Raw genomic sequence first — 12,792 nt, 5'->3', positions numbered from 1 at the left:
TGCCCGGCGGCATCCGCTAGCCAGTCCCCGCGGCCAGCGGAGTTGGATGGCGGTTCTCGCTGACGTTCGTCTCCGAGACACGCGTCGCAATCGCAGTCGCCGTCCCATCGCCCATGCAGCCATGACCTCAGACCGAGCCGGCGAGCATGAGTTCGGCCCGTTCGACGGGGACCTGCTGCGTAATGACCCGCTTGCTGAACATGAAGTCGCGGGGGCGATTGATGCAGTCGGCGGCGATGAGCTCGCCGGCACGCAGGTAGAAGCAGGTGAAGTCGCGGTCGCGGGTCGGGTCGCCGCTGAGGACCACCTCGTCGTACCCGGTGTTGAGACCCGCGATCTGGAGCTTGAGGTCGTATTGATCTGACCAAAACCAAGGCAGCGCTGATATCTTCTTGGACTTCCCGCACAAAGTCGCCGCCGCGACTTTGGCCTGCTCGGCCGCACTGGGCACGGACTCCAGACGTATACGGCGGCCGTAACGAGCCATGTCGTGGCTGACGCAGTCCCCGGCGGCCATGATGGCGGAGTCGCTGGTCTGGGCTTGGTCGTCGATCACGACGCCGTTGTCGACGACCAAGCCCGCGGCAGCGGCGAGCTCGGTGTTCGGCTCAACGCCGATGCCGACAATGACGAGGTCGGCGGAAATCGATTCGCCACCGGCCAGGACTACTTCGCCGACTTTGCCGTCGCCAGACAGAGCCTCGACCCGCGCGCCCGTCTGGATGTTGACGCCCGCCTCCCGGTGGATCCGGTCGAAGAACGCCGATACCTCCGGGGCGGTCACCCGTTCGAGGACGCGCTCCGTCGCCTCGAGCACGGTGACCTCTAGACCCAACGCACGCAAGGAGGCAGCCGTCTCCAATCCGATGTAACCGCCGCCGATGATCACGGCTCGACGCCCCGGTCTGGTGGCGTCTCGGATCATCTCGACGTCCGCCGCGGTGCGTAGGTAGAAGACTCCGGCCAGGTCGGCGCCTGGGGTGGAGAGCCGACGGGGGCGCGCGCCCGTGCACAGCGCGAGCCTGTCGTAGGGCAGCACCTCGCCGGTGCTCAGCGAGAGGTGACCCGCTGCGCGATCGATCGCCTCCACCGTCGCATCCAGAACTTCGATTCGCAGCTGGGTGTAAAACTCGGCGCTGCGGATCGCGAGCTTGTCGACTGCGCAGTTCCCGGCCAGATATGCCTTCGACAGCGGAGGGCGTTGGTAGGGCGCTGCCGATTCATTGCCGACGAGGACGATCTCGCCGTCCCATCCTTCTTGACGAAGGCTGGCCGCCAGTTGGGCGCCCGCGTGGCTGGCGCCCACGATGACCGCTCGATGCAAAGTCATGCGCCGGCTTTCGGGGTGAGGCGGACCATCAGCTTGCTGATTCCCCTGACGAAGTTGGATTGCACGTATTCGGGCTCACCAATGACCTCGATCTTCTCGAAACGAGGAAGCAGCTCCTCCCACAGGATCCGCAACTGCATCTCGGCCAACCGGTTGCCCATACAGCGGTGGACGCCGAACCCGAAAGAGATGTGGTTGCGGGCGTTGTCCCGGTCGATGATGAAGTCGTCGGGCCGATCGAATACGCGCTCATCGCGGTTTCCCGATGCGTACCACATCACGACCTTGTCACCCTTGCGAATGAACTGACCATTCAGCATGGTGTCGGCCTTGGCGATCCGGCGCATGTAGGCGAGTGGCGTCTGCCATCGGATAATCTCGGAGTTCATGTTGGGGATCAGGTCGGGATTTGCTTTCAGCTTCTCGAACTGGTCCGGGTGGCGGTTTAACGCGAGAACGCCGCCGCTCATCGAGTTCCGGGTCGTGTCGTTGCCTCCGACGATCAGCAGCAGAAGGTTGCCCAAGAACTCCATCGGCCGGTCGATCAGGTCTTTGGTGCTTTCATTGCTCTGCAGCATGGTGATCAGATCGAACCCAGGCTCTTCTCCGGCACCGGTCCGGGCCGCCTTGTCGTGCCAGTGCCGGCTGAGATCTCGGGCCATGGCGCGCATGCCGACGAACGTCTCGTCAAGGTCCGAGGGACCGCCGTTGGTTTGCTCCATCGAGGTTGCCAGATCCGACCACTCGACAAGCTTGCGACGCTGCTCGTACGGAAAGTCCAGCAGGGTCGCAAGCATTCGAGCGGTCAGCTCGATCGAGACGTCGTGAACCCAGTCGAACGGCTGATCCACGGGGAGGTTATCCAGCACCTCCCTTACGCGCGAGCGAATCAGACCCTCCATTTCCCGTAGGTTCTTGGGTGCGACCACCCCTTGGACAGCCGCCCGCTGCAGGTCGTGGCGTGGTGGATCCATCGCGATGAACATCTTGATATCCAGGAAGCGGGGCGGCACCCCGATGACGATCAATGGCTCAGCGGAGAAGACCTCATGATTCTTGTCGACGGCCACGATGTCGGCATGCCGGGTGACGGACCAAAACGGGCCGAAGGCACTGTGCCGCTGATAATGGACCGGAGCTTCGTTACGCAGGCGCTCGTAGTATGACTGCCAGCGCCCCTGGCGATAGAGAAAAGGATTGCTGAGATCGATGTCGGCGAGTTCGACCTCCTCGGCCGGCGGAATAGGACGCTCTACAAAGAGTTTCTTCCCGTTCGTACCGGTCACCCAACGCCGAGTTTTGTCGTAGGCGTGTGCACCTTGAATCTGCAGGTCGATCGGGATGGTCGCCTGAACTTTCTCGGCGACCTTTTCAGAGATTTTTACCATGTTTGACCACTTCCCTTCGTCGTCACATCTGGAACTCCGGCAGATGGACGATCAAGCCGTCCCATGCCTCGGAGGCCGTCATCTGGCAGGACAGCCGAGAGGTCGGCTGACGCTCGGGGTTCATCGCGAGCATCTCCTCTTCGCCGACGCCGGAGGAGCCGACCTGATCGGACCACTGCGGATCGACGACGACGTGGCAGGTACCGCACGCCGCTTCGCCTCCGCAGTCGCCGTCGATGCCAGGCACTGCATTGTTGGTCGCGACCTGCATGAGTGACTGGCCTTCATCGAGAGGCACCTGGTGCTTGTCGCCGTCGTGGGAGACAAAAGTGACAACGGCCATTACCGACTCCTCTTAAGTTGCCCTGAATGTGAATACTTGTTAACAGGATTGTCCAATCCGAGCGCTTCCGCTATGTTTGCGCGGATCAGGAACTTGTGGATTGGGCTCAGGGGGCACGATCGGTGAAGTTCAGCAACGCCGGTGTGCCTCCGGTCGCGTTCGTGCAAATGCTGGAGAGCCAGGCACTCGACCCGGACGCCGTCGCGCGGCTTCGCACCATCATGGCGCGCGAGGGAACCGACGAGGCGACGCTGATGCAGCACGATGTCCAGGCGCCACTGCGGTGGTTTCGCGATCTGTACCCCGATCTAGACGTCGACCGGGCAACCCTGCTCGGCTTCTCGTTTGCAGGACAGGCACAGTTGACATCTTTCGGCCCGTTGAGCGTCCCGCTGGTCAGCGCAGGCTCGGTAGCCGAGATCGTCGAGCTGCTCACCTATCTACCGTTGATCACCACGGCGATCAATGCACAATTCCGTCCAAACGACCAAGGTCTCACCGTCGGGCTCTGGGGGCACACAGGCGATCGGGCCCTGGACTGCTTAGCAGTCACATATACCGGCTCGGCGTTGTTACGACTGCTGGACATGCTCGTCAGTGACGCGCTGACCGTCACGCTCCACTTGAGTTGGTCAGCGCCGGTCTCCCTGAACAAACTCGCGGCAGAGATGGTACTAGCCGGGCGCCTGTTCTTTGACGCACCGATGTCCTACCTTCATGTTCCCGTCAACGCGCTCAATGAAGTGTGCCGGTTCTCCGATCCCCTTGCGTATCGACTCGCCGTCGCCGAGCTGAGGCGGACCCTCGACGAGCAGAGCGGAGCCACGTCCTTCTCCAAGAAGGTGAGACGGTTGTTGGACGAGGATCCCGGACAGCGAAGTTGCCAGCGGGTCGCAGACGAACTCTCGGTATCCACCAGCACACTCAAACGCCGGCTCGCCGAAGAGGGCACCACCTTTCGCGAGTTGCGCCAGTCGTGTCTGCGGGAGAGCGCGATGATGCTGTTAATCACCCGATCAATGTCGGCAAGCCAGATCGCGACCGAGCTCGGATACGGCGATCTTGCTAACTTCTCACACGCCTTCAAGCGATGGACCGGCCGCTCTCCGAGCGAGTACCGACGCTCACAACGCTGAGGATGTCCCCGCACGCCCGGAGATAGCCGGTCATGGGTAGCTTCTTCTTCTGAAAAGATGTAACCGGTGCTTAAGAATCAGCCACGACGTCACCGAACGGCCGTGGAGGCCGCTGACCGAAGTCGAGTGAGTCATCAGTAGCAGGCCAAACCGTGCCCGACACGGCGACTGAACGGCAGAGCCGGGCGCTGGTGTGAATAGTCATTCGCTATTGTCGATACATGCCAGCGAAGACAGTCCGCACCGAACTCACCTCGGGCGCCATCGAAGGATTCACGCGGGACGGCGTCAATCGCTGGCGTTCCATTCCCTACGCCAAGCCACCAGTCGGCGCGCTGCGGTTCAAGGCTCCCCAGCCGGTCGAAGCGTGGGACGGCGTCCGACCCTGCCACCGATTCCGCTACTGCGCTCCACAGCCCCGCCGATACACCATCGTCGGTCCGGGCAAGTTCCAGCCCATGAGCGAGGACTGCCTCACCCTCAATGTCGTTGCACCCGACGGCGGCTCGGACCGACCTCTGCCCGTGATGTTCTTCATTCACGGCGGGGCGTACTTCCTGGGCAGTTCCGCGACACCGATCTATGATGGCGCGTCGCTTGCCCGCAGCGGTTGCGTGTACGTATCGACAAACTACCGCCTCGGCGCGCTAGGGGCTGTCGACCTGTCGTCGCTGTCCACCGCAGACATCCATATTGACGACAACCTCTACTTGCGTGACCTCGTGTCGGCGCTCAGGTGGGTACGCGAGAACATCGCGGCATTCGGCGGCGATCCCGATAACGTGACGATCTTCGGAGAGAGCGCGGGCGCGCACGCCGTTACCACTTTGCTGGCCGTGCCAGCGGCTAAAGGGCTTTTCGCACAGGCTATCTCACAAAGTCCGGCCGGCGCGCTATCCCGCTCCCAGGAGCTGGCCGCGGAGTTCGCCGCCAAGTTCGCATCCATTCTCTGCGCCGACGAGCGGGAGCCCGCCCGCCTCCTGTTGGCGGCGCGTCCGGCTCAACTGGTGAATGCATTCGATCGCTTGCTCACCACGAGTGCATCGGACCTTGCTGGCGGTTACCCGGTGGGATGCACATTCGGAACCGACTATCTACCGTCCGAGCCCATTCAAGCGATGCGCGACGGCAAGGCGTACCGTGTGCCGCTGATCGTCGGTACGAACGCCGACGAGGGCCGGTTGTTCACTCGCTTCCTCAAACTCCTCCCGACGAACGAAGCCAAGATCGAAGCGTTACTAGCGGGAGCGGAACCCACCTGTCGCGAGCGAATTACTGCTGCCTATCCCGAATATCCGGCCCCCGATGCCTGTATCCGACTGGGGGCCGACTTCACATTCGGATCGACACTGTGGCAGCTCGCGGATTCCCACAGTCGGCACGCCCCCACATATCTGTACCGCTATGACTTCGCCCCGCGAACTCTGCAATGGGCCGGGCTGGGTGCCACCCATGCGACGGAGCTTCTTGCGGTGTTCGACGCCTACCGCACGCCGCTCGGTCGGCTACTCAGCGCCGGAGCCGATCGCCGCTCGGCCCTACGCGTGAGCGACGACATGCAAGGGCGCTGGGATGCTTTCGCACGCACCGGAGTTCCAGGAGACGGCTGGCCGCGCTACACCAGCGACGCCCGTCCGGTCCTCGTCTTCGATCGCGCTTCGCGAGTGGACAACGACCCCCACGCCGACCGCCGGAAAGCATGGGAAGGTTTTCAAGTCCTCGGACGCTGACGAGCGGTTCCCCGCGGCGACGCATGCGTTCACAGCATTTGGCACCGATTGTTTCTGGGAGCCAAGGGTGAAACGGTGGCAAGGAGCACCTCCGGCGTGCCAATCCCAAAAGGCCGAAGAGGGCCACATTCTTGCCGAGGACTTGACGTACGAATGCAACCCCGTGTTGCGGCCTTGGGATCCGATCTCGTCAATCGCTCGAACCGAATGCGGCCGACGAGGTGGCGAACCCAACATTTACGGAGCTGGCCACGCCGGTCGGGTTGCGCCGCCGGACGCAACGCGTTCGCTCACCAACTGGTCCTCGCGACATTCTGCCGGGTAACGTACTGCGAGTGAACGAGCCCTCACATCGGGAGGGCGGGTGCCGATCAGGACGGGGATTGATGAGCGAGGAAGCGATCACCTACGAGGTCGTCGACGGGGTGGCCTGGTTGACGATCAATCGCCCCGAGGCACGGAACGCGCTCAACGGGGCGGTCCGGCAGGGACTGTTCCACAGCGTTCACCGCTTCAACGCCGACGACTCCGCCAAGGTTCTGGTGCTGACCGGGGCAGGCGATAAGGCGTTCTGCGCCGGAGGGGACCTTAAAGAGATGGCGGAGACGGCGCTCACGGTTCCGCCGCCAGACTTCGCGCCGCAATTCGGGCGCAACATCCAGGTCGCCAAGCCGACCATCGCCGCGGTGAACGGCGTCGCCTTCGCCGGCGGATTCCTACTGGCCCAGCAGTGCGACCTCGTCATCGCAGCCGAGCACGCCAGGTTCGCGGTCAGCGAGGTCAAGGTAGGCCGCGGCTCGCCATGGGCTGTCCCGCTGTCGTGGCTGCTGCCGCCGCGGATTGCGCTGCAGATTTTGATGACCGGCGACCCGATCACTGCCGAGCGCGCCCGCGAGGTAGGCATGGTGAACGAGGTCGTGCCCGCAGCGGAGCTGCGGGTACGAGTTCAGGAGATCGCCCTGCGGATCGCTTCCAACGCACCGCTGTCCGTACTCGCGGCAAAAAAGACCGTATACCTCTCCGCAGCGCACCACCTGACGGAGGCCTACGCCCACGCCGACCAGATATGGGAGCCGGTGTACCTCAGCGCCGACGCGCTAGAGGGTCCCGCCGCGTTCCGCGAGAAGCGCACACCGGTTTGGAAGGGACGTTAGACGTGGCCGTGCCGATGGAGTCCTTGATCACCGACATCGGGGCGGAAACGGCCGAGCTGTGGTCACTGATCGCCGAGCTGCCCGAGGGGCAAGCCGGGTGGGACGCGCCCACCCCCGCGGCAGGCTGGGCGGTCCGCGATCAGATCAGCCATCTTGCGTTCTTCGACGACGCCGCGGTGCGCTCAGCCACCGACCCCGAAGGGTTCACGGCCGAGGTGCTGCCCATGCTCGCCGACGGCCGGATCTCCCCGGACACCATCGCCGAGCGCTACCGGCCGATGCCGACAGCGGAGCTGCTGTCCTGGTTCGACGGCGCGCGCCGCGCCCTCGTCGCTGCCTTCGCAGCGATCGACCCCTCGATGCGGGTGCCGTGGTTCGGCCTCCCTATGAGCGCGGCTTCCTCGCTGACCGCGCGGATCATGGAGACCTGGGCGCACGGTCAGGACATCGCCGACGCGCTGGGAGTGACCCGTGTGCCCTCGGCCCGGTTGCGCCACGTCGCCCACATCGGCGTGGGAGCGCGGGCGTTCAGCTACATGGCCAACGGCCTGGAGGTGCCCGAGGAACCCGTCCGTGTCGAGCTCACCGCACCGGGGGGCACGCTGTGGACCTGGGGCCCCGACGGCGTGCCCAACCGGGTCACCGGCACTGCGCACGACTTCTGCCTGCTCGTCACCCAGCGCAGGCATCGCGACGACACCGCACTGCACGTCACCGGTCCGCTCGCCGACCAGTGGCTCTCCATCGCGCAGGCCTTCGCCGGACCTCCCGGTGGCGGGCGCACCGCAGGACAGTTCGACGGAGGTGTGTCGTGAGGGACCCGGTACGCATCGGAAATTGCTCGGGCTTCTACGGCGACCGGATCGCCGCGGCGCGGGAGATGGTCGAGGGCGGGACGGGCGAGCAGAGCATCGACGTGCTGTGCGGGGACTACCTCGCTGAACTGACGATGCTCATCCTGGCGAAGGCCCAGGCGAAGGATCCGGCGGGCGGTTACGCGCGCACGTTCCTGACCCAGATGGAGCAGGTGTTGGGCACCTGTTCCGACCGCGGTATCAAGATCGTGGCCAACGCCGGTGGGCTCAACCCGGCCGGGCTGGCCGTCAGATTGCGCGAGCTTGCGGACCGGCTCGGTATCACCGTCCGGATCGCCCACATCGAAGGTGACGACTTGCGCGGGAACCTCTCCGCGATCACCCCTGCGGTCGGTGAGGTCAAGCCGGTCTCGGCCAACGCCTACCTCGGGGGTTGGGGTATCGCCGAAGCGCTGGGTGCGGGCGCCGACGTCGTCGTCACCGGACGGGTGACAGACGCCTCGCTGGTCGTCGGCCCGGCCGCCTGGTGGCACGGGTGGGAGCGCACCGACTGGGACCGGCTCGCCGGTGCCGTCGTGGCCGGCCACGTCATCGAATGCGGACCACAGGCCACGGGCGGCAACTACGCCTTCCTCGACGAGATCACCGACCGTCGCTACCCGGGCTTCCCGATCGCGGAGGTGGCGGCCGACGGCTCGTCGGTGATCACCAAGCACGCCGACACCGGGGGGCTGGTGTCGGTCGGTACGGTCACCGCCCAGCTGCTCTACGAGATCGCCGAGCCGGCCTATCTGGGGCCCGACGTGGTGACTCACTTCGACACGATCTCGCTGGCCCAGCAGGCCGAGCACCGGGTGGCGATCACGGGTGTCACCGGCAGCCCGCCACCGGAGACGCTCAAGGTGGCGCTGAACGAGGTCGGGGGCTACCGGAACACCATGACGATGGTGCTCACCGGCTTGGACCTGGAGGCGAAAGCCGCGTTCGCGCAGCAGCAGCTGTTCGACATCCTCGGCGGCCGGGGATCCTTCGCCGAGGTCGACGTCCGGTTTCTGCGTTTCGACACACCGGACGCCCCCACCAACGACCAGGCGTGCGCGCACTTGCGGATCACGGTCAAGGACACCGACCCGCGCAAGGTCGGCCGGGCGTTCTCGAGCGCAATCATGGAGATCGCTCTGGCCGGGTATGCCGGCTTCCACACCACCACGCCACCCACGTCGGAGTCAGTGTTCGGCGTGTATCGCCCAGCGACCGTGCCCCGGTCGAGCGTGACGCAGGTCGTGGTGCTGCCCAACGGTGAGCGCCGGAGGATCGCCGATCCGCCGACCGGTAGCGTGCCGGCCGCGAAGGTCCGGGGCAGCGCGGCAGCCGCGCCGCCGACCGAGCCGACATGCCGCGCGCCGCTGGGCGCGGTTCTGGGCGCGCGGTCCGGCGACAAGGGCGGCAACGCCAATATTGGTCTCTGGGCCCGCGACGACGCCGGCTATGCCTGGGTGCGCGAGCACTTAACCGTCGAGCGACTGCGCGGGCTGCTCGGCCCGGAGGCTGCGCAGCTGCGCATAGAGCGATTCGAGCTGCCCAACCTGCGTGCGCTCAACGTTGTGGTGCACGGGCTGCTGGGGGAAGGCGTGGCATCCTCGACCCGGCCGGATGCCCAGGCGAAGGGCTTGTGCGAGTACCTGCGCTCCCGCATCGTGGACATACCGCAATCCCTTGTCGGCGCGACCTGACAAATCCCGAATTTGGAGTAGCCGGGCCACTCTGTCGACGTATCGCCAATCAAGTCGCCGTCCTCTGCCTGCTGCTTGACGTAGCCCCTTTGCCAAAGCCGTGTTGCCGAACGATGTGATGACGATCGGATGACGCCAACAGCGTCCGGCAGACGGAGAGATGGCTTTGTCCAGTTCCTTGCCGAACTGGACATCCAAAGAGGGCGCAGCGATCTGCCCACGCGGTTGCCGATCTTGGCCAATGAGCGGGCACATCCACGAATGGGGATCACACGCGCAGGCGCCAGCCACCTGCCACTGGGCGTCTACATTTCAACTCAACCTGGGATTGTGAGCAGGTGTTAACGTTCGTAGTGTAGCTCCCGGCGCTGCAGTGCTGCGCGAGCCCTGGTTGCGAGCGAAGGAAGGTAGTAGTGAACAAGGTGGTCGTTGCCGGACGTACCCGGGTCGGCGGCGAACGTCGGGAACGGATTCTCGCCTCTGCCACCGAGTTGATTGCCGAGCGGGGCTACCACGCTGTCTCCATGGCCGACATCGGCGTTGCATCAGGGGTTGTCGGGCCGGCCATCTATCGCCATTTCAACAGTAAGAGCGATCTACTGGCGGCCCTCTTCGAGCGAGTGGTGGACAAACTCCTTAAGCGTGCGACGGCGATCGTCGAGCAGTCCCGCGACGAGGCGGAGGCGCTGACCCTGCTGGTGTCAGACCAAGTCGCCTTGGTAATGGATCAACGCGAGCTGGCAATGGTGTATTACCGCGAAGTGCACAATCTGTCGGATCAGCACCAGAGCCGGTTGCGCCGAAAGCAGCGACTCTATCTAGAAGAGTGGGTACACCTCGTCGGAGAATTGCGGCCCGCGGTCGATGAGATTGAACTTCGGGCGATGGTTCATGGAGCGATCGGAGCCATTCAATCGATCTTGCACTACCGCGGCACTGGCCTGGCTCCCGAACAGACCTCTGCGCTGCTCGTTGCGATGGGTCACGCCGTGCTCGGCGTCCCCGCGTCGAGTCACCAGGTGCGCGGCGTGAACACTGAACCATCCTGTCCGCGTCCCGGTACGCCGCAGCACTAAGCAGGTCCAGGGTGTCAGCAACACACGAAGACGACCTCGCTCAGTATGTCTGCACGACGGTCTTGAGGGCGACAGCCGCCAGGAAAGGACTCATCTAATTGCCTGGCTGCATGCCCAGGGCTTCACGATTGATCAAAGCCGACTGGTGGCCCCAACCCCTCTCCTTCTTCCTACAAGCCGCGTACTGGGTGGTGAGGGACGGTACGTCTCTCTGCGCGAGCTGAGCACGGAAACCGGAATCCAGACGAAACAGTCGCCATATTGCGGGCCCTCACGGAAGGCATCGGGCAGGCCACGGAGATGATGCGTGGCTTCGCGCGCTGAACATGTTGAAAGCTTCAGCCCGACGATTTGGAGAGGCTCGCGAATCGACTCGCGACTGCTGCGCGCGAGGCTGCCAACCCACCGGTTGAGATTCGTGAAACCCTCGGGGCGCGGTCATGCTGGTCTCATCACGACCGACGCCGCTGGTGACGACGATGCTGGACCTGATCGACAGCGCGTCAGCAAATGACCTGCCTTCCTTGAGGATTGGCGTGGCGTCCGGGTCAGCGGTCTCGCGCGCGGGCGACTGGTTCGGCAACCCCGTGAACCTGGCCAGCCGAGTGAGCGCGGCGGCGCGGCCAGGCGCAGTGTTGGTGGGACTCCACGCGGGTGATCGTCGACGACGCAGGCCTCCGGTGGTCGTCCGCCGGCGCATATCGTCTGAAGGGCGTCAGCAGCAAGGTCAACCTGTCTCGGGCGCGGCGCGCCCAGGCCGGCCGAGTAAGGCCCCCGTTTGAAGCGAGCTCGCCGGGTATCCGCCTAGTGAACAGTGACCGCCTAATGAACAGTCACCACCGACTTGATAAGCGAACGCCACCTCGCTATCGCGGCCCCTCGTAACCAATCTAGCGGTCGAATTCGATCTAAAGCGACCGAGCAATGATCTCCTTCATAATCTCGTTTGTCCCACCGTAGATCTTCTGAACGCGAGCATCGGCCCACATCCTGCCGATGGGATACTCGGTCATATAGCCGTAGCCGCCGTGGAGCTGCAAGCAGTCATCAAGGGCGACCATCGCACGCTCAGTAGTCCACCATTTCGCCATCGCGACGGTGGGGATGTCGAGTTCACCGCGCAGATGGCGGGCGACGCAGTCGTCGATGAAAACGCGGCTGATGTGGGCGTCGGTGGCGACCTCGGCGAGCTTGAACTTGGTGTTTTGGAAGGCGAAGACGGGCTTGCCGAAGGCATGCCGATCTTTGGTGTATTCCACAGTGAACTCGAGCGCTGTTTCTAGTACTGTCACTGCACCAAGCGCAAGGATCAATCGCTCTTGGGGAAGTTGCTGCATCAACTGAATGAACCCCTGGCCTTCAGTCGTACCCAGGAGGTTCTCAACCGGAATGTGCACATCTTCGAAATAGAGCTCGGAGGTGTCCTGTCCGCGCTGACCGACCTTGTCCAACACCCGACCCCGCCGAAAGCCCGGTCGATCGCCTTCGACCAAAACCAACGAGATTCCGTTCGCTCCGGCACTGGGGTCGGTCTTCGCAACGACGATGATGAGGTCGGCCTGAGCGCCGTTGGTGATGAACGTTTTGGAACCGTTGACAACGTATTCGTCTCCAACGCGCGATGCCTTGGTCGTGACAGATTGGAGATCGGAGCCAGTGCCCGGCTCCGTCATCGCAATCGCGCCAACCATCTCACCAGTTGCCAGTCTGGGAAGAAAGCGTTCCTTCTGCTCATCGGTGCCGTACTCGAGCAGGTAGTGGGCGACGATTCCACTATGAAGCGGCGCGCCCCATGCCGAATCGCCGATGCGGGCCTGTTCCTCAATCAAGACTGCTTCGTGAGCGAACGTTCCCCCACCTCCGCCGTACTGCTCGGGGATTGACATGCACAGCAACCCAAGATCACCCGCCCGGGTCCACAGGTCCCGATCCACGTGGTGCTGCTCGATGAAGCGGGCACTGTGCGGCGCGACCTCCTTCTCACAGAACGTACGTGCCAAATCCCGCAGTGCGTCGAGGTCGTCGTCCATCCAGCTAGAGCGGTTGGCTGCCATTACAAAGTCCTCACTGTGTTTGCTTGCGCACCG

Annotated in this window: 11 protein-coding genes; 7 read left to right on the top strand and 4 right to left on the bottom strand. The window is 64.0% G+C overall.

Translation table 11 applies throughout. The features are described 5' to 3' along the window. Positions 1 to 127: 127 nt before the first annotated feature. From G6N18_RS18120 to G6N18_RS18110, 3 genes are read right to left on the bottom strand one after another with little or no spacing between them, the layout of a single operon-like run. Positions 128 to 1,330 (bottom strand): NAD(P)/FAD-dependent oxidoreductase, encoded by a 1,203-nt coding sequence (locus G6N18_RS18120; RefSeq protein ID WP_083000312.1) that lies wholly within the window; start codon positions 1,328 to 1,330, stop codon positions 128 to 130. Continuing rightward, a complete protein-coding gene (locus G6N18_RS18115; RefSeq protein ID WP_083000314.1) occupies positions 1,327 to 2,718 on the bottom strand; it encodes a cytochrome P450 in 1,392 nt (463 codons plus the stop codon). Before G6N18_RS18115 ends, G6N18_RS18120 begins: the two co-directional genes overlap by 4 nt. Positions 2,719 to 2,740: 22 nt before the next feature. Next, the gene (locus tag G6N18_RS18110; protein ID WP_011895435.1) at positions 2,741 to 3,061 is read right to left on the bottom strand and encodes a 2Fe-2S iron-sulfur cluster-binding protein; all 321 of its coding nucleotides are present in this window, start codon (positions 3,059 to 3,061) and stop codon (positions 2,741 to 2,743) included. Between the two features lie 122 nt (positions 3,062 to 3,183). Here G6N18_RS18110 and G6N18_RS18105 point away from each other — a divergent pair, with 122 nt between their 5' ends. The 7 genes from G6N18_RS18105 to G6N18_RS24820 all read left to right on the top strand — a co-directional run bounded on the left by G6N18_RS18105 (position 3,184) and on the right by G6N18_RS24820 (position 11,009). Then, positions 3,184 to 4,197 (top strand): helix-turn-helix domain-containing protein, encoded by a 1,014-nt coding sequence (locus G6N18_RS18105; protein WP_041800299.1) that lies wholly within the window; start codon positions 3,184 to 3,186, stop codon positions 4,195 to 4,197. A 221-nt stretch (positions 4,198 to 4,418) separates the two neighbouring features. Continuing rightward, a complete protein-coding gene (locus G6N18_RS18100) occupies positions 4,419 to 5,927 on the top strand; it encodes a carboxylesterase/lipase family protein (protein ID WP_043985041.1) in 1,509 nt (502 codons plus the stop codon). Positions 5,928 to 6,313: 386 nt separating this feature from the next. Then, a complete protein-coding gene (locus G6N18_RS18095; RefSeq protein WP_011895438.1) occupies positions 6,314 to 7,081 on the top strand; it encodes an enoyl-CoA hydratase/isomerase family protein in 768 nt (255 codons plus the stop codon). Between the two features lie 2 nt (positions 7,082 to 7,083). Continuing rightward, positions 7,084 to 7,896, top strand: coding sequence for a TIGR03084 family metal-binding protein (locus G6N18_RS18090; protein WP_011895439.1), 813 nt, complete (start codon positions 7,084 to 7,086; stop codon positions 7,894 to 7,896). Beyond that, the gene (locus G6N18_RS18085) at positions 7,893 to 9,629 is read left to right on the top strand and encodes an acyclic terpene utilization AtuA family protein (protein WP_011895440.1); all 1,737 of its coding nucleotides are present in this window, start codon (positions 7,893 to 7,895) and stop codon (positions 9,627 to 9,629) included. The genes G6N18_RS18090 and G6N18_RS18085 overlap by 4 nt, the downstream gene beginning before the upstream one ends. A gap of 413 nt (positions 9,630 to 10,042) precedes the next feature. Next, entirely contained in the window at positions 10,043 to 10,705 is a 663-nt protein-coding gene (locus G6N18_RS18080) for a TetR/AcrR family transcriptional regulator (RefSeq protein WP_011895441.1), read from the top strand. Beyond that, positions 10,665 to 11,009, top strand: coding sequence for an adenylate cyclase regulatory domain-containing protein (locus G6N18_RS24820; RefSeq protein ID WP_308215044.1), 345 nt, complete (start codon positions 10,665 to 10,667; stop codon positions 11,007 to 11,009). Before G6N18_RS18080 ends, G6N18_RS24820 begins: the two co-directional genes overlap by 41 nt. A 604-nt stretch (positions 11,010 to 11,613) precedes the next feature. Here G6N18_RS24820 and G6N18_RS18070 read toward each other — a convergent pair. Further along, positions 11,614 to 12,759 (bottom strand): acyl-CoA dehydrogenase family protein, encoded by a 1,146-nt coding sequence (locus tag G6N18_RS18070; RefSeq protein WP_011895443.1) that lies wholly within the window; start codon positions 12,757 to 12,759, stop codon positions 11,614 to 11,616. Positions 12,760 to 12,792 lie beyond the last annotated feature (33 nt).

The organism is Mycolicibacterium celeriflavum (assembly GCF_010731795.1).
In the GTDB taxonomy this organism is placed as follows: Bacteria; Actinomycetota; Actinomycetes; order Mycobacteriales; family Mycobacteriaceae; genus Mycobacterium; species Mycobacterium celeriflavum.
Note: the sequence above shows the minus strand (reverse complement) of the source record. Positions and strands in the feature narration are given on the sequence as shown.